The organism is Tenacibaculum finnmarkense genomovar ulcerans, from assembly GCF_900239495.1.
Lineage (GTDB): Bacteria > Bacteroidota > Bacteroidia > Flavobacteriales > Flavobacteriaceae > Polaribacter > Polaribacter ulcerans.
Map to the genome: position 1 here is coordinate 398,586 of NZ_OENE01000015.1, position 19,906 is coordinate 418,491.

A 19,906-nucleotide genomic window follows, 5' to 3' on the forward strand; every position below is an offset into this window, starting at 1 on the left:
AAATACATTATGAACTCAAAAAACTCGTCGAGAGGACGACAGGCTGACAAGAACAGCAATCCTCGTGAAAAAAAATCATCTGACAGAAATAGAACATCTTCTAGATCGGACAGAAGTTCTTCTGATAGAAACAGTGGTTCTTCAGAAAGAAACAGATCTTCTTCTGATAGATCATCTGACAGAAATAGAACTTCTTCGGACAGACCTGTTAGAAAATCATCAGAAAAGCCAAGATTTGCAACTAGTTCTTCGGATAACAAAAAACAATTTAGAAGTGATGCCAGAAAACCAGCCCCTGAGCAAGTATGCAAAGATGACACTGCAGGGATTCGTTTAAATAAATACATTTCTAACTCAGGAATTTGTTCTCGTAGAGAAGCCGATACATATATTGAACACGGAAGTGTTTTTGTAAACGGAAAATTAATGACACAAATGGGCTACAAGGTACAACCTACCGATGAAGTTCGTTTTGATGGTACTTTAATTTCAATCGAAAAAAAGCGTTATATTTTATTAAACAAGCCTAAAAACTATATTACGACCATGGAAGATGAGCGTGGGCGTAAAACAGTAATGGAACTTGTAGATAATGCGACCAAAGAACGTATTTATCCTGTTGGAAGATTGGATAGAAACACCACTGGTTTATTATTATTTACAAACGATGGTGAGTTGGCTAAAAAATTAACACATCCAAAACATAACGTGCGTAAATTATACCACGCTTCTTTAGATAAGAAATTATCAATTTCTGATTTAGACAAATTACGTAGTGACGTTGTTATTGAAGGTAAAAAAGTTTTTATTGATGCCGTTTCTTATGTAGAAGGTGAAAGAAAAACCGAAGTTGGTATTGAAATTCACTCTGGAAGAAATAGAATTGTACGTAAAATATTTGAAAACTTCGGATATGCAGTTACAAAACTAGACCGTGTTATTTTTGCAGGAATGACCAAGCGTAATTTACCTCGTGGTAGATGGCGTGAGTTAACCGAGCAAGAAGTAAACACTTTAAAAATGTTATAAATATTGCTTTAAAACATATTTTAATAAAAAACCCGAATGTAAAATTCGGGTTTTTTTTGACTTGTTATTACTGTTTTTTCACTATTTATTATGATCGTCTTGAATTTCTTCATTTCTATATTTACAACATCCGTGTAAATCATTATAAGCTTCCGAACTTGCTTTTATCGCCTTGGTATCATGCCCTGCATTGGCTATATTTTGTTCAATAGTAGCAACATCGGTTTTACGCTGATTAATAATTAATTTTAACTCATGTGTGTTCACGTTCCAATTTGCATATTTTACACCTTTACAGTTTAAAGCGGCTTTTTCAATTCGATTTTTACACATTTTACAAACGCCATCAACTTCTAAAGAAATTTTAGCATTTTTGTTCTTTTTTTGTGCCGATAAAGACACACTCATTAATAAAATTACGAATACTATTGCTATTTTTTTCATCTTAAATTGTTTTATTTTTATTTTATAATTTCGTTTTAATCGCTTTTGATTTAGGCTACTCTATTTTAAATCGTAAACCTGCATAAAAATTACTTCCAAATATGGGCGCATATATAATGGTGGTATCAAAATTTGCAGCAAACGGATTTTCACTTCCTTGAATCGGGTTTTGTTGTTTGTAATTTGTTATATTTTCTGCTCCTACATAAATTTCAAACTTCTTTGAAAACACCTTGGTTATTTGTGCGTTTACTAAATTGTAACTTTCTGAATATTTAGGCTGATTTACTACTGAATTTACTTGACTGTTTGGCAATCGTTGCTCGCCTATCCAATTATAGGTTGCGTCAAATTTCCAATGTGCTTGATTTTCTTTTTTAGGTGTTTCGTACGATACATTTGCAAAAAATCGATGTTTAGCTTGTAAAGCTTTGTTTAAATTCCCTGATTTAAAATCAGTATTTACATCATAGTATTTATACGAAAAACGAGTATTAAAAAAAGGAATTATATTTTGATTTACTTCTAATTGAAAGCTATTTGCAACACTTTTTCCGTTTAAATTATAAAAGGCTATTTCCTGCGGATTTTCCCAATCAACAACAACTTGATTTTGAAAATCTGTTCGATAAAAATCAAAAGTAACATCTCCTTTTTTACCAAATAATTTATATCCTTGTAAAAAAGACAGCCCATAATTCCAAGCCGTTTCAGGATTTAAACCGTATAATTCTTCGCCTTGATTTTCTATTTTTAAAGCTCTTGATGAGGCAAATAATTGTTGATTTTCGGCAAAAATATTCGCAGTTCTTTTCCCTCTTCCTACCGACGCTCTAAAAACTCCTTTTTCCCAAGCCGTATATCTGATGTGTAAACGTGGTGTTAAAAAAGTTCCTAATAAATTATGAGTATCAATTCTTAAACCAGCGGTAATACTCAAATTTTCAGAATTATCATACGCATATTCAAAGAAAGCACCTAAAGAATTTTCTTTTCTATCAAAATTTTGAGCGTTGCTTACTTTTATAAATTCATCATAAGCATCATACGTAAAATTGATCCCTGTTTTAAATTTACTGCGAGTATCACCAATAATTGAATTGAAAATAAGGTTGCTATAAAAACTTTGATGCTCAATATTATAATCTCTTAACCCAAAATAAGAATCTTGTTTATGATTGCTATAAGCCGCTTGAAAACCCATGCTTTGAAAAGGCAAATCAGGAAAAACATAGCCTAATTTAGCCGAAGCATCAAAACGATTTGTGTTAATTTCACTTCCCCAAACAGTAGTAGAACCTTTGTCGGTATCAGGATTAAACGCTAGTTGTCCTAGTTGTTTTTTATCTTCTAAATATCTAAAATTGACAAAACTAATCCATCCTTTTTCAGCATCGACATATTGCCAGCGATTCATGATATTTACTTGTTTTGCTAGCGGATTGTCTAAAAAACCATCGTCATTTTTATCAAACTTCTGATTTCTAGAATTTCCATGGATATAAAACCCTGTTTGCCATTTATCGCTTACTTTTTTATTAAAATGCGTGTTAAACTCTAGCCTTGCTCCTGCTGAGCCATAAATATTTGCAAAAAATCGATAGTTTGTAAACGGTTTTACCAATTCGGCATTTATTTGCCCAGAAATACTTTCATATCCATTAACAACACTTCCTGCTCCTTTGGTTATTTGAATACTTTCGACCCAAGTTCCTGGTGTAAAAGAAAGCCCAAATGCTTGCGATGCACCTCTAATAGATGGAATATTTTCTTGAGTTATTAACAAATACGGGCTTGTTAAACCCAACATTTGAATTTGTTTTGTACCTGTTAGAGCATCCGAAAAATTAACATCAATCGATGGGTTTGTTTCAAAACTTTCAGCCAAATTACAGCAAGCTGCTTTTAATAATTCGGCACTATTAATGGTTACTAAATTTTGCGATGTTAAATAGGATTTTTGAGTCGCACTTTTTTTAGATGTAACAATTACTTCATTTAAATTGTTACTTTCCGTTAAAAAATGATGAATTGGTTTTAAATTATTTACAGTAATTGTATCAGTTTTATAGCCGACAAAACTAATTACTAATTTTTTGTATTCGGATTTATAAGGTATCGTAAACCAGCCTTTTTCGTTAGTTGTAACACTTATATTTGTGTTTAACCAATGGATATTTGCACCGTAAACACCTAAATTATTTTTTGGATTATCTTTGTTCATAATCATGCCTTTAAACTCATTTTGAGAAAAGACAACAGCAGAAATCAGTATAAAAATACCGAGTATATTTATTTTCATAATTTTATATTATTAAATTCGACAAAATTTTATGGCGTATTTATAAGGCATTTAATACATTAAAATGCCGTAAATACTTAAAAAAAATGCTAAATCATATAATAAAAACTTCGTGAAGCACCTGAATGTCAGTAATTAAATCAGGAGGTAAATAATATTGATGTGTTGCTAATTGCGTTTCAATTTCTTGAAATAACAATTGATAAGAGGCGTGAAAAGCAACAAATAACGTTACGGTTTCAAAGCTTATTTTAGTAGAAGAAACTTTTTGTAAATCGTCCTGCCCATCAATTTGATAGCGCTCATCTTTACAGCATTTCTTTTTTTTAATTAACGTTTCACAAGTATTTTCAGTTACTAATGTACCGCAATTATCCGCTTCACCTAAATAAGAAATATCTACTAAAAAATCACCACAATAATGTTTTTCTACCGTAAATGAAAAGGTAGAAATCAATACTAGCAAAGCTAATATAATGGTTGCTATTTTTGTAAATAGTTGGTTCATTGTAAACAAAGATACGAAAAATTAAAAAGCTATTTTTGTAAATAATTGTTAAAGCTATTTTTAAGAGCCTGTTTAAATTTTATTAAAAATAAGTTTTATATCAGAAAAATAAGAAATCGAATCCATCAAACTGAATTTATTTCAGTTTCGCATCCTGATTTGCCGTGATTTTTAGTTTTTTTTGATAGATTCTTGTCAATTCGAGTGATTTTAATGACTAAAAGGAATTAAAATTGTATCGAGAATTTGAATTATTTTATCTTAATTTATTTTGAGGTTAAAAAAGTTCTCGATACAATTTTTTTGAAGAAAAAAAATCACTCGAACTGACAGCTTATTTAATTTTTAAACAAGCTCTAAAAAAAGTATTTCTTTAATTTGCAAAGATAAAATCGAATTTAAAAAGATATTAAAAATTTAAATAATGAACCTACACGAATTAAAAAACAACATTGATATCATTGCCGAAAACAACAATTCTAAAGAAGAAAAATTACAAGAAATTTGTGATTATTTAGCTTCAGAAATTTCATATTATGACTGGGTTGGATTCTATTTTAAAAACGGCGATAAAGACGAACTAAAATTAGCACAGTTTAATGGCGAACCTACCGATCATACCATTATTCCTTTCGGAAAAGGAATTTGCGGGCAAGTGGCGGTTAGCAATGAAAACTTTGTAGTGCAAAATGTGCAAGACCAAGACAATTATATTTCTTGTGGATGGAAAGTGAAATCGGAAATTGTGATTCCTATTTTTGTTGATAATCAAAACATCGGACAAATTGATATTGATTCGCACACCGTAAATCCTTTTACTGCCAATGATGAATCTTTGTTAGAATATACCTGTAAAAAAGTGGCTTTATTTATCTAAAGAAAAAACATTTAGTGCCTTTTTAAACTGCTTTTTTAAACAGGATTAATGCTAAAAAACACTTCAAAATTGACACAAATTTTTGAGGTGTTTTTGTTTGGTAACAATCCCAAATATTTATTGCGTAACCATTAGCGTTTTAGTAGCTTTGCGTGCTTAACAACACAACAACAATGAGCAATACAAAAACAATCAAGTCTGCCCTAATTTCAGTATTTCACAAAGATGGATTAGCACCAGTGGTAAAAAAACTGAATGATTTAGGCGTAACTATCTACTCTACAGGTGGAACAGAAACTTTTATAAAAGAATTAGGTATTAATGTAGTACCTGTTGAAGAGGTTACTTCGTACCCTTCTATTTTAGGTGGACGTGTAAAAACATTACATCCAAAGGTTTTTGGAGGTATTTTAAATCGTCAAGACCATGATGGTGATATTGCTGAAATGAAAGAATATAATATTCCTCAATTAGATTTAGTAATAGTTGATTTATATCCTTTTGAAAAAACAGTAGCTTCTGGAGCTCCTGAACAAGATATTATTGAAAAAGTTGATATCGGAGGAATTTCATTAATCCGTGCAACGGCAAAGAATTTTAAAGACACGGTAATTGTTTCATCAATGGAACAGTACGAAGGTTTTTTAAATACGATTACTCAAAGTAACGGAACAACTACAATTTCTGATAGAAAAAAATTAGCTGCTAAAGCTTTTAATATTTCTTCTCATTACGATACCGCTATTTTTAATTATTTTAATGAAGATGAAGTTGTTTACAAAGCAAGTGAAACCACTTCTAAAACTTTAAGATATGGTGAAAACCCACATCAAAAAGGGTATTTCTTTGGTGATTTAGACGCAATGTTCGATAAATTACACGGAAAAGAATTAAGCTACAACAATTTATTAGATGTTGATGCAGCAGTTGCTTTAATCAACGAATTTAAAGGAGAAGCGCCAACATTTGCTATTTTAAAGCATAATAATGCTTGTGGTTTTGCACAAAGAGATACTATTTATCAAGCATATACCGATGCCTTAGCGGGTGATCCTACTTCTGCTTTTGGTGGTGTTTTAATTTCAAACACTAACGTAGATAAAGCTACTGCCCAAGAAATTCATAAATTATTTTGTGAAGTAGTAATCGCGCCTTCTTTTGATGATGATGCTTTAGTTATTTTAAAAGGGAAGAAAAACAGGGTATTGTTAATTCAAAAAGAAACTGCTTTACCTACACAAACCGTTAGAACGGCTTTAAATGGTGTTTTAGTACAAGATAAAGATATGATTACCGATAAATTAGAACATTTATCGTATCCTACAAATACTAAACCATCAGAAAATGAGTTAGATGACTTGTTATTTGCCTCTAAACTATGTAAAAACACCAAATCGAACACTATTATTTTAGTAAAAAACAAGCAATTGTTAGCTGGTGGAACAGGTCAAACAAGTAGAGTTGATGCCTTAACACAAGCAATTACCAAAGCAAAAACGTTCAATTTTGATTTAAACGGAGCGGTAATGGCAAGTGATGCTTTTTTCCCTTTCCCTGATTGTGTAGAAATTGCAAAAAATGCAGGAATACAAAGTGTAATTCAGCCAGGAGGATCAATTAAAGATCAATTAAGTATCGATTACTGTAATGAGAACAATGTTTCTATGGTTTTTACAGGAATAAGACATTTTAAACATTAATTTATATTCAATGTAAATTACCCGCAGATTTTCATTAAATTTGTGAGATTACATTAAAAACAAGTAAAAAACAACGGACTTTATATGGGATTCTTCGATTTTATGACGGAAGATATTGCAGTCGATTTAGGTACTGCAAATACACTTATAATCCACAATGGAAAGGTTGTCATTGACAACCCTTCTATTGTTGCACGTAACCGATTGACGGGTAAAATTATTGCTACCGGTCATGAAGCTAGCAGAATGCAGGGGAAGACTCATGAAAACATAAAAACAATTCGTCCGTTGAAAGATGGCGTAATTGCAGATTTTCAGGCATCCGAAGAAATGATTAAAGAATTTGTAAAGCAAATTCCGGCAATCAAAAAGAAACTTTTTCCACCTTCATTACGAATGGTTATTTGTATTCCTTCAGGAATTACAGAGGTTGAAAAACGTGCTGTTATTGATTCGGGTCGTCATATGAATGCCAAGGAAATTTATTTAATTTTTGAACCAATGGCAGCTGCTATTGGTGTTGGTATTGATATTATGGAGCCTAAAGGAAACATGATTATTGATATCGGTGGTGGTACTACTGAAATTGCAGTAATTGCACTTGCGGGTATTGTTTGTGACCAATCTGTAAAAGTTGCGGGTGATTTATTTACCAGCGACATTATGTATTATATGCGCACACAGCACAATTTATACGTAGGAGAAACTACTGCCGAAAGAATTAAAATACAAATAGGTTCTGCTACCGAAGATTTAGAAAGTCCACCTGATGATATGATGGTGCAAGGGCGTGATTTATTAAGCGGAAAACCAAAACAAGTACAGGTTTCTTATAGAGAAATTGCCAAGGCGTTAGACAAATCAATATTACGTATTGAAGATGCGGTAATGGAAACTTTATCAAAAACACCACCTGAATTAGCTGCCGATATTTATAATAGTGGTATTTATTTAGCCGGTGGAGGTTCTATGCTTCGTGGCTTAGACAAGCGTTTATCTCGTAAAACAGATTTACCTGTTTATGTTGCCGAAGACCCGTTACGCGCTGTGGTACGTGGAACAGGAATTGCCTTAAAAAACCTTGAAAAATACAAAACTGTATTAATCAAATAAATTTTGAACGATTATTTATGCAACAGCTTCTTTATTTTCTTCAGAGGTATAAAAACTTCTTGTTTTTTCTCTTTCTCGAAATTATTGCTGTTGCATTAATTATCAATAATAATTCTTTTCATAAGAGTAAATTTATCAGCTCTACAAATTTTATTACAGGCGGGTTTTATGAAAAATCAGCTAATTTCTCTGAATATCTATATTTAAAAAGCCGTAATAAAGAGCTTTCTCTTGAAAATACCATTCTTAAAAATAAACTAGAAGTACTTGCTACTATTGTTGATACTATCAATATAGATACGTTAAATTCAACGCAACAGTTTTTATATATCAATGGAAAAATAAATAACAATCCTTACAATAATATTGATAATTTTATAACTATAAACCGTGGTAGTAATCATGGTGTTACCAAAGAAATGGCGGTTATAAATAGTAAAGGAATTATAGGTATTACCGACAATGTTGGTAGTAAATATTCAAGAGTTCAATCTATTTTAAACTCTAAAAGTAAAATTAATGCAGGGTTTAAAAATAATAATTATTACGGAACTTTAAAATGGAACGGTAAAGATTATAACACCGTACAACTAACCGATATTCCTCGTCAAGCAGTTTTAAAAATTGGCGATACAATTGTTACAGGCGGAAAATCTACTATTTTTCCTAAAGGAATTCTTATAGGAAGTATTCGTAAAATACCTGAAAAATTATCGGCAGCAAATACTATTGATATTAAATTATTTAATGATATGGCTAACTTAGGGCATATTTACATTGTTACAAACCTTGATAAAGAGGCAATTAAAAGCATCGAAAACAACAATGAATAAAACCATTTACATCCTCTTTTTATTTGTTTTTTTATTATTACTACAAGTATTAGTATTAAATAATGTTTTATTTTTAGGCTATATAAACCCTTATTTATACATCTGTTTTGTTTTTTTCTATCCTTTAAAATCAGATAGATTTTCTTTTTTAAGCTTGACGTTTTTATTAGGTTTAGGTGTAGATGCTTTTTCCAATTCAGGAGGAATACACGCTTTTTCAATTTTATTTATTGCCTATATTAGGCTGTTTTTTATCAAAAAAATATTTAAAAAAAACGAACCTGATTATTTATTATTCAGCTTACGGTTAGAAACTTTTGATAAGGTATTTAATTACACATTAATTTTAACACTTGTGCATCATTTTATCTTATTTAGTTTGATTAATTTTAGTTTTTACAATATCACTAAAGTGCTTTTAAATACCCTGTATTCTAGTATCTTTACATTAACATTGTATTTCTTAGGAAGTTTTATCTTTAGAAAAAAATTAAAATAAAAAATACCAAACCCTCCCCTATTACTATTTATTGAACAATACATAAAGTATCAGAAATGAAACGAAGTTTTTTACTCCTATTTTTAATTACGCTAGTTGGAGTCATTTATATAGCAAGGTTATTTCAATTGCAAATTATTGAGGGTGCAAATATTAATCCGATACAAAGTTCTGCCGTAAAAATTGAATATGACTATCCTGAACGCGGCTATATTTATGATAGAAATGGAAAATTATTAGTAGCAAATCAGTTATCGTACGACGTAATGGTCGTTCCTAAAAACGTAAGTCATTTAGATACCTTAGAGTTTTGTAATCTTTTAAAAATCGATGTAAAAAGCTTTAAAAAACGCTTTAAAAAAGCCGAAAATTTTGCCCGTTGGTTGCCTTCTGTATTTTTAAAACAATTGGCTAAAGAAGATTTTGCGTATCTACAAGAAAAACTACCAAAATACAAAGGGTTTTATATCCAAAAACGTATTATTAGAGATTATCCTGTTAAATCAGCAGCAAATATTTTAGGATTTATTGCCGAGGTAAACGAACAAAAAGCAAGAACAAATAATTACTATGAGCAAGGAGAGCTGATAGGAAAAATGGGCGTTGAAAAACAATACGAAAGAGTTCTTAGAGGTATTAAAGGTAAAAAACGCTTTAAAAGAAATAATTTAAATAAAATTACAGGATCTTACAAAAATGGATTGTACGACACCCTTGCGGTAACCGGTAAAGATTTAACCCTAACCATTGATAGTAAACTTCAAGCGTATGGAGAGCTTTTAATGACAGGAAAAAGAGGTGGTATTGTAGCAATTGAGCCAAAAACAGGCGAAATTTTAGCCCTTGTAACCGCTCCTTCTTATGATCCTAACCTATTAGTTGGAAGAAAACGCTCGCCTAATTCTGTAAAATTATTTAACGACACCATTAATATGCCTACTTTTGATAGAGGGCTTCAGGCAATGTATCCTCCAGGATCACCCTTTAAAATACTCAACGGATTAATCGGTTTACAAGAAGAGGTTATTGATAAAGATTTTGGCGTTTTTTGCCATCATGGATACAGATATGGTAAAGGTAAAAGACAATTAATGGCATGTCATTGTGGTATTACAGGCAGGCCTATTCGTTTAAAAACAGCCATTGCAAAATCGTGTAACAGTTATTTTGCAACTACATATAAAAAAATTATCGACAAAACAGGCGATCCAAAAACAGGAATGGATACCTGGAACAAACACGTAGAAAGCTTTGGTTTAGGTAATTTTTTAGGATATGACTTACCTGTTGGAAGAAAAGGAGCCATTCCTGATGCCGCATTTTATAACAAATGGTATAAAAACAGGTGGAGCGCTACCTATACAATTTCAAATGCGATTGGTCAAGGAGAAATACTAACTACGCCAATGCAATTGGCAAATATGACTGCTGCAATAGCTAATAAAGGCTATTTTCATACGCCTCATATTGTTAAAAAAATTAATAATAAAGCTATTATAGACACTCTTTATACCGCCAAAAGACACACTACTATAGCTCCAAAACACTTTCCAATTGCGATTCAAGCAATGCACGAAGTATTTACCAACGGAACCGCAAGAGGAAGCCAAGTAAAAGGCATTGAAATTTGTGGTAAAACAGGAACTTCCGAAAATAAAACAAAAATGGTCGATGGTAAAAAAGTACAAGCAAAAGACCATTCTATATTTATTGCATTTGCCCCAAAAGACGATCCTAAAATTGCCATTGCTATTTTTGTTGAAAATGGAGGATACGGTTCAACAATAGCAGCACCAATAACGAGTTTATTGATTGAAAAATACCTTAACGGAAAAATTTCAAGAAAATATGTAGAAGACCGTATGATAAAGATGAGTCTTCAAAAAGAATATGAAAAATTAATTAAAAAAAACGATAGCCTTGCGTCAGGAACGAAATAATATTTTTGAAAACATCGATTGGTTGCTAATTTTACTATACGTATTACTTGTTAGCTTCGGATGGATGAATATTTACGCCTCATCATCAACAGATACTACCCGACAATTTTTTGATTTTTCAACCAAATATGGAAAACAATTTATTTTTATAGGACTCAGTATTCCACTAATAATTTTGATTCTTTTTTTTAATTCAAAATTTTACGAACGATTCGCTAGTGTTCTATACGTGCTTTCGTTAGTGCTATTAGCAGGGGTTTTTATCTTCGGAAAAAAAATTAATGGCGCAACTTCTTGGTATAATTTTGGTGGAATTGGCTTACAACCTTCCGAATTTTCAAAAGCATTTACAGCTCTAGCATTAGCTAAATTAATTAGTGATAGAAAATATAATTTTAAACTACTTAAAAATCAATTAAAAGCTTTTGCAATTATTTTTTTACCTGCTATTCTAATTGCCTTTCAGCCCGATATGGGCTCTGTTTTAATTTACTTCTCTTTCTTTTTCGTTTTAAATAGAGAAGGCTTAACCTTAAATTATATTGTTTTTGGAACTGTTTCAATTATTTTATTTATTCTAACAATCTATTTCGGTGCAAATTGGATTCTTTTCAGCTGTTTACTACTTATTAGCTCAGGTATTGCTCGTGGATTTCATAAAGACAAGCGATTTTTAAGATTCAATGCAATTAAAATAATATCATTATACTTATTTACAACCTTATTTATTTACGGTATCGGTTACACCTATGAAAACGTATTAGAACCACATCAAAAAGACCGATTTGATATTTTATTAGGAAAAACTACCGACCTTAAAAACAAAGGATATAACACCTATCAATCAAAATTAACCATTAGTTCTGGGGGTTTAGTTGGTAAAGGATTTTTACAAGGCGACAGAACTCAAGGGAAATTTGTACCCGAACAAGAAACTGATTATATTTATAGCACTGTAGGCGAAGAATGGGGCTTTCTAGGCAGTTCCGCCGTAATTATAGTATTTATGTTATTACTTTATCGAATTATTTATTTAGCCGAAAATCAAACCAATAAATTTGGGCGGGTATATGGCTACGGCATCGCTTCTATTATCTTTTTTCATATTGTTGTAAACATTGGAATGGTCATCGGTTTATTACCTACTATTGGTATTCCGCTGCCCTTTTTTAGCTACGGAGGTTCATCTTTATGGGGTTTTACCGTACTATTATTTATTTTTATCCGCTTAGATGCGCACAAGAAATATGATTTTTAAAAACACTCTTTCTATTTATTAAACAAAAAAAACCTCCATCAAGTAAATGATGGAGGTTTTGTGGGGAGAGCAGGATTCGAACCTGCGAAGTCGTAAGACAACGGAGTTACAGTCCGTCCCAGTTGGCCGCTTTGGTATCTCCCCAAAGCTAGAAAAAAAATAAAAGCTTCCCTTATAAATATAAGAGAAGCTTTAGTGACCGGGCTGGGGCTCGAACCCAGGACCCTCTCCTTAAAAGGGAGATGCTCTACCAACTGAGCTACCAGGTCAATTATTGTTTTCTCCTTAGCGGTTGCAAATATAGAACCTATTTTCGGTTTTACAAAACTTTTTAGAGAAAAAAATCAATAAATTTAGTGCAAAAATCTGAATAAGCTCATTATCTGCATGTTAATTATCTATTATTTTTTACTATTTTTTTAAAAAAACAAAATAATCAAGAATATTCCGTTATAAAACTCAAAAAAATATTTGTGAATCTGTTTAAATTTCATCTAAAAAAGTTTTATTTCAGTTTTACAGCCTAATTTTTTCGTAGTTATTCCCTTTTTTTTAATGGCTCTTGTTAATTCGAGTCATTTTAATAACTAAAAGGAATTAAAATTGTATCGAGAATTTGATGCTAAAAAATTCTCGATATATTTTTTTTGAAGGAAAAAAACACTCGAACTGACAGTTTTTTTTAATCAATCCTTGTCATAAAATAATATGAAATAAAATTTAAACAAATACTTCAAAAATTAGTGCTCAAATAAAGAAACAATATCCTCTTGAAGATTGATTCCTTTATTTTTATTATACCAAACCTGCAAAGATTCTTTAAATTCAGCATCTAAACCGCCATGCTCGGCTTTGTAATCAGCCACCATTTTAGTAGCCTTACTAGGTCTTGGACCCCAAGTTCCTACTACTTCGTTGTTTTTATCTAAAGCAATTAATTTAGGAATAGCCTTACCGCCATTGGTTAAAAAAGCATTCATTAATGCTTCGTTTTCATCTCTTAAAACAATTTTTAAGTCAATAACATCATTTATTTGGGCTATTTTATTAATAACAGGCAAGTTTTGAGCAGCGTCACCACACCATCCCTCTGTTAAAACCAACCAGGTTTGCGGCGCTTTAACTGCTGTTAATTTAGCAATTGTTTCTTCCGATATCTTTATGGTTTTGTCCAGGCGTTTCATGCGTTTATCGTTTAATAAACTATACTTTAATAAATCGTCCGATTGGTTATTTCCTGTTGATTTTTTAGCCACTAACAACGTTTTTACAAGTGTTCTATATGTGGTGTATGAAATGGCTTTTTCTAAACTATTTTCTATAATTTCTTTCATTTTGCTAGTAAATCTGTGTAACACAAAGATATTTCATAATAACGCTATTTAAAGCAACAAAAGTTACACTACTTAAAAAATGTATCTGTATTTTTTTTTGGAGCTATTTCCCGCTTTCCGCACTCGCTCTTTTTTGAAAAAAATCAAAAAAGGAGCTCAAACAATTGCTACAATCGGGGCTAAACAACCCAACCAAATTTAAAGCATCAGTAATAAAAACCCATTTTATAAATTAGCCATTATTTTAACACAAAATTCTCTATTACGAGTTGCTATTTTGCTACTTTTATCGTTTTAATTTTATTTTGATGAAATACCCTTTATATCTTTTAGTTTTTTTAGTTTTAATTGCTTCTTCTTGTAAAAAAGAAGCACCTCAACAACGTGTTGCTGTTAAAAAAACAGGCATGGATGGCAGTGTGAAGCATTTAAAATATGCCACGCTACATAAAGATGCTGCTAAAAATATAGAAAATTGGAAAGAATATGCCCTTGTAGAAAATTTTTTACAACAATTTAAAAATAACACCCCAACAGCTGCTTTAAATAATGCTATCGAATTAAAAGAATTAACCAAACAACTAAAAGACAGTTTAAAAATAAAAACGCTTCAAAAACCTGCTTTTAAAGCACGTATAAATGTTTTTGAAAATGAAGTTTTAAGACTTGCCGACATGACTTATATACCGGCAATTACCTCTAGAGAAATAAATAGTCAAGTAGCTAAAATACACTTGCTTTTTGGAAGCATGAATACCAAAATAAATACCGTTTACACCAAACAACAATTCGATAAAGAAATAAACCTAGACAGTTTATTTAATTTTAAAGAGCGCTAAGCGCTTCGTAAATTAAATGAGGTTCAAAACCTCTGTATAGTACATAATCTAGAATTTTCTTTTTTCGTTTAAAAATATTTGTTTCGGTTACTAACTTGTTTTTCTTAGCTACTAAATTATAAAGTGTTGTAATATATTCTTCTTGATCAATTTCTTTTAAGGCTGTTTTTATATTATATGCCGATATATCTCTAAATTTTAATTCCCTTACAATTCTGTTTTTTCCCCATTTTTTAATGCGGAATTTTCCTCTTGCAAAACTTTTAGCAAAGCGTTCTTCATTTAAAAAATTATCTTGCATTAAGCTTAACAAAATTAATTCTCTAGCGTCAGCAACAGTATTATACTCTTTTAATTTTGCTTCTACTTCTTTATGGCAACGATCTTGATACACGCAATAGTGCTCTAGTTTTCGTTTTATTTCAGCTACCGTAAAAACACCTTTATTAGTATTATTTTTATCGTTCATAAGTTCAAAAATATAAAAAAGGGTTAAAAACAACCTGCCTTTAACCCTTTTTTATCTATCAAAAAAATATAAAAAATTTAGAAAACACGATGTAACCACATCTTTAATTTAGTTACTAAATAGAATAATATCGGCACTACAATTAATGTTAAAAAAGTTGCCACAAATAGCCCGTAAATAACCGTCCAAGCTAAAGGACCCCAAAAAATAACATTATCACCACCAACATATATATTTGCATCAAATTCTGTTACCAAGGTAAAGAAATTAATATTTAAACCCGTTGCTAAAGGAATCAATCCTAAAATTGTGGTAATTGCCGTTAATAAAACTGGGCGTAAACGTGCCTTTCCTCCCTTTACAATGGCTTCGTTTAATACCGAAACCTCTAAAAAGTCGTCTTTACCTAAATTATGTGCAGCTTTTTGTCTGTCTATTAATAACTGTGTATAATCTAACAATACTACACCGTTATTCACCACAATACCCGCTAAAGAAATAATCCCCATCATGGTCATCATAATTACAAATGATGATCCTGATGCTACAATTCCTCCAAATACCCCTATCAAACTTAAAAAGATAGCCAACATAATAATTGTAGGTTTTGAAATAGAATTGAATTGGAAAATTAGAATTAAGAAAATTAAGCCTAATCCAGAGAAAAATGCACCTATTAAAAAGGTCATTTGTTTGTTCTGCTCTTCAATTTGCCCTGTGTAATCAACATGTACTGTTTTAGGCAAACCTGTAAACGATTTCATTTCATTCTGAATTTCACTTACAATTGCAGCGGCATCAGTATAACCTGGCGCTAATGCCGAATATACCGTTGCTACACGCTTCACGTTTTTATGCTTAATGGCACTAAAACCTGATCTGTTACGCTGTTTTGCTACTGCCGAAACAGGAACAGATTTAACCTGTCCTGTTGACATATCTTTAAAAGTCATCGTTTGATTAAAAATAGCACTTGAATTGTAGCGGTTATCTTTATTAAAACGAACATAAATATCATAATCTTCACCAGCTTGTTTATAGACACCAGCTTTGCTTCCAAAGATAGAATTACGCAGTTGTTTTCCTACCTGAGAAGTACTCACTTTTAATTCACCTGCTTTTTTTCTATCAACCTCAACCAATGTGGTTGGTTTCGATTTGTTTACGTCTATTTTTAATTCAGCAATACCAGGAATTGATTTGGTATTGATAAAATCACGCATTTTTTCAGCAGTAATAATTAATTCATCGTAATCTTCACCTTCTAATTCAATATTAATAGGATATCCTGCCGGCGGACCTACGGGGTCTTTTTCAACAGAAATAGACAACCCAGGATAAATCCCTTGCAAAGCATCCGTTACTTTTTTCTTTAATACTTTACTATCTAAACCCTTACGGTATTTGTACTCACGCATAGAGGCTACTATTTTACCTCTATGTGGCATTTCGGCAGCCGAACCACCATCCGTTTGAGGATTTCCTGCACCCGCTCCTATTTGTGCTATAGAACTTTCTATCATGAAATTGCGGTCGCCATCCATATACATATCTTCATTTAAAACCTTGGTCACTCGAGCTTCTAAACTTTTCATGATGGTATTGGTTTTTTCAATATCTGTTCCCTGCGGATATTCTACATATACCACAATTTGATTGGGCGTATTATCAGGAAAAAATTCAATTTTTGTTCGCTTACTTTTTACAGAAGCTCCAAAACCGATAAACGCTACAAAAAGTAAAATAATCGTTACAATTGTTATTCCGTAAGGACGCCATCCTTTTAAAGAAGCACGAATCATTTTTTCATAAAGACGTTCCCAAAGTGGAAGTATTTTATTTTGAAAACCATTTGCCATTGGGCGTAATACATATCTGTAAAGCCAAAAATTTACCGCAGTAAAAACCATTAAAGTTCCTAGCGGGCTTACAGCACCACCGAAAAGTAAAATCAAAATACCAATAACACCAATACTCGCGGTGATGATAATTAATTTTTTTAAGGGGATATTTTTATCTTCAGTACTCATAAATTGAGAAACCATTACCGAATTAAAGAAAATAGCCACAAATAATGACGACCCTAATACAACCGATAAAGTAATTGGGAAATAAATCATGAACTGCCCCATAGTTCCTGGCCACATTCCTAAAGGAATAAACGCCGCTACCGTAGTTGCTGTTGATATAATAATAGGAAATGCAATTTCACCAATCCCCATTTTTGCCGCCTCTAAGCGGGTCATTCCTTCTTCATCCATTAAACGATACACATTTTCAACCACTACAATACCGTTATCTACTAGCATTCCTAGCCCCATAATTAACCCGAAAAGAATCATGGTATTCATGGTATAGCCCATTAAATGTAAAATCATTAACGACATAAACATTGACATCGGAATGGCAAAACCTACAAATAATGAATTTTTAAATCCTAAGAAAAACATTAAAACAAGTACCACTAACATCACTCCAAAAATGATATTATTTACCAAATCATCCACCTGTCCAATTGTTTTTGACGATTGATCGTTCGCAATTGTTACCGTTAAATTACTTGGGAATATATTGGCTTTGGTATCTTTTACAATTTGCTGAATTTTTTCAGCAGCGGTAACCATATTTTGCCCTGCACGTTTTTTAACATCAAGCATTACCACCGGATCACCAAATTGACGAGCATAAGTGGTTTTATCTTTATCTTTAAAAGTAATTTCAGCAATATCTTTTAAATAAATAGCATTGCCTTTTTCTGTTTTCACTACAAAATCTTGTAATTCTTGAGGAGTTTCAATTTCCCCTAAAATACGCAAGGTTCTACGCTGTCCGCTGGCAATAATATTTCCTGCCGACATGGTTACATTTCCGCCCTGAATAGCTCTTAAAATATCATCAAAGCTAACCTTTGCAGCCATCATTTTATAAATATCAACAGCCACCTCAACTTCCTTATCTTCAGCACCTCGAATATCTGCTTTTTTTATTTCAGATAAATCTTCTATTTTATCTTGTAAAACCTCTGCAAATTCTTTTAATTGATGCACAGTATAATCACCCGAAATATTAATATTTAAAATAGGTGTTTCTTCCGATATATTTAATTCAAAAACATTTGGTGCTACTTTAGCCCCATTAAAAGTAGGCCAATCTTCACTTGAAACCTGCTCATCTATTTCATCTTTTACCTTTTGCTTTGCTTGTTCAATAGGTATTTCATCATTAAATTCAACAGTAATAATTGACACATCTTCCTGCGAGGTTGATGTTATTTTGGTCATATTACTAACCGTTTTTAATTTATCTTCTAAAGGATCGGTAATTAGTTTTTCTATATCTTCTGCTGTATTACCAGGATAAATAGAACTTACATAAATTTTAGTATCCTTTATTTCAGGGAAATTTTCACGCGGCATATTAAAAAATGCCGAAATACCAGCATATAAAATAATTGCCATCATTACATAAATGGTGGTTTTATTATTAATAGCCCATGAAGACAACCCGAATTCTTTATCTACGTGCTTTTTTTGCTCGCTCATTATCTTTATTTTTTAGCGTTAACAGTAGTTCCCTCTTCCGAAGATAAAATTTCTACTTGCTGCCCATCTTTTACACTTCGAGCACCTTCTTTAATAATTTTATCACCTTTACTAAGCCCTGTTAAAACCTCTATAACATCGCCCTGCGTTTTTCCGGTGCTAATAATAATCTGTTTTGCTATTCCTTGAACCTTACTTCCTTGCTTTAAAATATCGTTTACCACAAAAATATACTGTTCTCCTTTGGCATTTTCTGAAATAATACTTTGCGGAATTAAAATAGCATCAGGGTTTGTATAATCGTTAATTTTTAACTTAGCCGTTAAATTCGGTTTAATACTTTTATCTTTATTATCAACCGCTATTTCAACTTTAAAAGTACGATTTGCAGGATTGATAAAATTACCCGCCTGACGAATTTTTGAAGTAATAGCCTTTCCTAAAATAGGAAACTCAACCAATACATTTTTACCTTTTTTAATTGATAAAATATAACTTTCAGGTACGGCTGTTTCAATATACATTTTAGAAAGATTTACAATTCTAAAAACTTCGGCACCAGCTCCTGGCGCTACCACCATTCCTTGCTCTTTAATAACATCATCAATAATACCCGAAAAAGGCGCTCTTATAACCGATTTCCCTAATTTTTTTCTTAATTGACTTACAGCATTTTTTTGAGCATCATACGTAGTTTTCGCTTGTAAAAACTGAATTTCTGAACCAATTTTCTGATTCCATAAACGCTCTTGACGCTCGTAAGTTGTTTTAGCTAAAACTGCCTGTACTTCTATTTGCGCTAACTGATCAGAAAGCCCTGCATCATCTATTTTAGCCAAAGCCTGTCCTTTTTTTACGTACTGTCCTTCTTTTACATAAATTTGAACCAATTGCCCTGGCATTTCAGGATATATCAAAACATTTTGTGCTGTTTTAACTGCTCCTTGCAATTCTAAATAATGCTTAAAATTTGTTTTATTAGCAGATACCACCGTAATTAAAGGCACTTTTTTTGAAGTATCTAAGATTGCAATTTTAGTATCTAAGGCTTTAATTCCTTCGGATAAAACCTGAATTTGACTATTTAACTTGGTTTTCTTAGCACGAATTTTTACCAAATCGTTAGAAGCAATTACCGCCTCAACGGAATGTTTTTTACTGCCTGAACAGGATGCTAAAAATACTGTTATTGCTAGTAGTGAATATATTTTTCTCATTG

General features: G+C 31.7%; 16 protein-coding genes and 2 tRNA genes. 9 read left to right on the plus strand and 9 right to left on the minus strand.

Features of this window, described 5'->3' with window-relative positions; translation table 11 throughout:
* The first annotated feature begins 6 nt into the window (after window positions 1-6).
* Window positions 7-1,029 (plus strand): pseudouridine synthase, encoded by a 1,023-nt coding sequence (locus tag DPIF8902391_RS06880; RefSeq protein ID WP_172505414.1) that lies wholly within the window; start codon window positions 7-9, stop codon window positions 1,027-1,029.
* Between the two features lie 81 nt (window positions 1,030-1,110).
* Here DPIF8902391_RS06880 and DPIF8902391_RS06885 read toward each other — a convergent pair whose 3' ends face one another.
* The 3 genes from DPIF8902391_RS06885 to DPIF8902391_RS06895 all read right to left on the minus strand — a co-directional run bounded on the left by DPIF8902391_RS06885 (window position 1,111) and on the right by DPIF8902391_RS06895 (window position 4,283).
* Entirely contained in the window at window positions 1,111-1,473 is a 363-nt protein-coding gene (locus DPIF8902391_RS06885) for a heavy-metal-associated domain-containing protein (RefSeq protein ID WP_172505395.1), read from the minus strand.
* A gap of 55 nt (window positions 1,474-1,528) precedes the next feature.
* Entirely contained in the window at window positions 1,529-3,775 is a 2,247-nt protein-coding gene (locus tag DPIF8902391_RS06890) for a TonB-dependent receptor (protein WP_172505396.1), read from the minus strand.
* Window positions 3,776-3,869: 94 nt separating this feature from the next.
* Entirely contained in the window at window positions 3,870-4,283 is a 414-nt protein-coding gene (locus tag DPIF8902391_RS06895; RefSeq protein WP_058885845.1) for an HYC_CC_PP family protein, read from the minus strand.
* 424 nt (window positions 4,284-4,707) lie between these two features.
* Between DPIF8902391_RS06895 and DPIF8902391_RS06900 the strand changes: the two genes are divergently transcribed.
* The 7 genes from DPIF8902391_RS06900 (at window position 4,708) to rodA (ending at window position 12,503) form a co-directional block, all read left to right on the plus strand.
* Window positions 4,708-5,160, plus strand: coding sequence for a GAF domain-containing protein (locus tag DPIF8902391_RS06900; RefSeq protein WP_172505397.1), 453 nt, complete (start codon window positions 4,708-4,710; stop codon window positions 5,158-5,160).
* Between the two features lie 173 nt (window positions 5,161-5,333).
* Entirely contained in the window at window positions 5,334-6,860 is a 1,527-nt protein-coding gene (gene purH, locus DPIF8902391_RS06905) for a bifunctional phosphoribosylaminoimidazolecarboxamide formyltransferase/IMP cyclohydrolase (protein WP_172505398.1), read from the plus strand.
* Window positions 6,861-6,944: 84 nt separating this feature from the next.
* Window positions 6,945-7,973, plus strand: a complete 1,029-nt coding sequence (locus tag DPIF8902391_RS06910) for a rod shape-determining protein (protein ID WP_058885847.1) — start codon at window positions 6,945-6,947, stop codon at window positions 7,971-7,973.
* 59 nt (window positions 7,974-8,032) lie between these two features.
* Entirely contained in the window at window positions 8,033-8,806 is a 774-nt protein-coding gene (mreC, locus tag DPIF8902391_RS06915) for a rod shape-determining protein MreC (RefSeq protein WP_232122935.1), read from the plus strand.
* Window positions 8,799-9,305 carry a rod shape-determining protein MreD gene (mreD, locus tag DPIF8902391_RS06920; RefSeq protein WP_058885849.1) on the plus strand — a complete coding sequence of 169 codons (507 nt, stop codon included), beginning with the start codon at window positions 8,799-8,801 and terminating at the stop codon, window positions 9,303-9,305. Before mreC ends, mreD begins: the two co-directional genes overlap by 8 nt.
* Window positions 9,306-9,361: 56 nt before the next feature.
* Complete coding sequence (gene mrdA / locus DPIF8902391_RS06925) at window positions 9,362-11,245, plus strand: penicillin-binding protein 2 (protein WP_172505399.1); 1,884 nt, start codon at window positions 9,362-9,364, stop codon at window positions 11,243-11,245.
* Window positions 11,226-12,503: a rod shape-determining protein RodA gene (gene rodA / locus DPIF8902391_RS06930; protein WP_058885851.1), complete on the plus strand. Its 1,278-nt coding sequence runs from the start codon at window positions 11,226-11,228 to the stop codon at window positions 12,501-12,503. Before mrdA ends, rodA begins: the two co-directional genes overlap by 20 nt.
* A gap of 61 nt (window positions 12,504-12,564) precedes the next feature.
* Here rodA and DPIF8902391_RS06935 read toward each other — a convergent pair.
* The 3 genes from DPIF8902391_RS06935 to DPIF8902391_RS06945 form a co-directional block, all read right to left on the minus strand.
* Window positions 12,565-12,647 (minus strand) — tRNA-Tyr (locus DPIF8902391_RS06935).
* Window positions 12,648-12,699: 52 nt separating this feature from the next.
* Window positions 12,700-12,772: transfer RNA gene (locus DPIF8902391_RS06940), tRNA-Lys, on the minus strand.
* Window positions 12,773-13,243: 471 nt separating this feature from the next.
* Complete coding sequence (locus DPIF8902391_RS06945; RefSeq protein ID WP_172505400.1) at window positions 13,244-13,837, minus strand: thioredoxin family protein; 594 nt, start codon at window positions 13,835-13,837, stop codon at window positions 13,244-13,246.
* A gap of 308 nt (window positions 13,838-14,145) precedes the next feature.
* On the opposite strand from DPIF8902391_RS06945, the gene DPIF8902391_RS06950 reads away from it, so the two are divergent.
* On the plus strand, window positions 14,146-14,676 hold the full coding sequence (locus tag DPIF8902391_RS06950; protein WP_058885853.1) for a hypothetical protein: 531 nt from the start codon (window positions 14,146-14,148) through the stop codon (window positions 14,674-14,676).
* On the opposite strand, the gene DPIF8902391_RS06955 is transcribed toward DPIF8902391_RS06950, so the two are convergent.
* From DPIF8902391_RS06955 to DPIF8902391_RS06965, 3 genes are all read right to left on the minus strand, one after another.
* Window positions 14,663-15,145, minus strand: coding sequence for a regulatory protein RecX (locus tag DPIF8902391_RS06955; RefSeq protein WP_172505401.1), 483 nt, complete (start codon window positions 15,143-15,145; stop codon window positions 14,663-14,665). The genes DPIF8902391_RS06950 and DPIF8902391_RS06955 overlap by 14 nt on opposite strands.
* Before the next feature lie 77 nt (window positions 15,146-15,222).
* A complete protein-coding gene (locus DPIF8902391_RS06960; protein ID WP_058885855.1) occupies window positions 15,223-18,687 on the minus strand; it encodes an efflux RND transporter permease subunit in 3,465 nt (1,154 codons plus the stop codon).
* A 5-nt stretch (window positions 18,688-18,692) separates the two neighbouring features.
* Window positions 18,693-19,904 (minus strand): efflux RND transporter periplasmic adaptor subunit, encoded by a 1,212-nt coding sequence (locus tag DPIF8902391_RS06965; protein WP_058886311.1) that lies wholly within the window; start codon window positions 19,902-19,904, stop codon window positions 18,693-18,695.
* Between the last annotated feature and the right edge of the window lie 2 nt (window positions 19,905-19,906).

Excerpts from the sequence above, each read along its gene's own strand:
- DPIF8902391_RS06910 (WP_058885847.1), top strand. The coding sequence starts at position 6,945 with ATGGGATTCTTCGATTTTATGACGGAAGATATTGCAGTCGATTTAGGT.
- DPIF8902391_RS06895 (WP_058885845.1), bottom strand. The coding sequence starts at position 4,283 with ATGAACCAACTATTTACAAAAATAGCAACCATTATATTAGCTTTGCTA.
- DPIF8902391_RS06885 (WP_172505395.1), bottom strand. The coding sequence starts at position 1,473 with ATGAAAAAAATAGCAATAGTATTCGTAATTTTATTAATGAGTGTGTCT.
- DPIF8902391_RS06960 (WP_058885855.1), bottom strand. The coding sequence starts at position 18,687 with ATGAGCGAGCAAAAAAAGCACGTAGATAAAGAATTCGGGTTGTCTTCA.
- DPIF8902391_RS06955 (WP_172505401.1), bottom strand. The coding sequence starts at position 15,145 with ATGAACGATAAAAATAATACTAATAAAGGTGTTTTTACGGTAGCTGAA.
- mrdA (WP_172505399.1), top strand. The coding sequence starts at position 9,362 with ATGAAACGAAGTTTTTTACTCCTATTTTTAATTACGCTAGTTGGAGTC.
- mreD (WP_058885849.1), top strand. The coding sequence starts at position 8,799 with ATGAATAAAACCATTTACATCCTCTTTTTATTTGTTTTTTTATTATTA.
- DPIF8902391_RS06890 (WP_172505396.1), bottom strand. The coding sequence starts at position 3,775 with ATGAAAATAAATATACTCGGTATTTTTATACTGATTTCTGCTGTTGTC.
- DPIF8902391_RS06900 (WP_172505397.1), top strand. The coding sequence starts at position 4,708 with ATGAACCTACACGAATTAAAAAACAACATTGATATCATTGCCGAAAAC.
- DPIF8902391_RS06950 (WP_058885853.1), top strand. The coding sequence starts at position 14,146 with ATGAAATACCCTTTATATCTTTTAGTTTTTTTAGTTTTAATTGCTTCT.
- DPIF8902391_RS06965 (WP_058886311.1), bottom strand. The coding sequence starts at position 19,904 with ATGAGAAAAATATATTCACTACTAGCAATAACAGTATTTTTAGCATCC.
- DPIF8902391_RS06945 (WP_172505400.1), bottom strand. The coding sequence starts at position 13,837 with ATGAAAGAAATTATAGAAAATAGTTTAGAAAAAGCCATTTCATACACC.
- purH (WP_172505398.1), top strand. The coding sequence starts at position 5,334 with ATGAGCAATACAAAAACAATCAAGTCTGCCCTAATTTCAGTATTTCAC.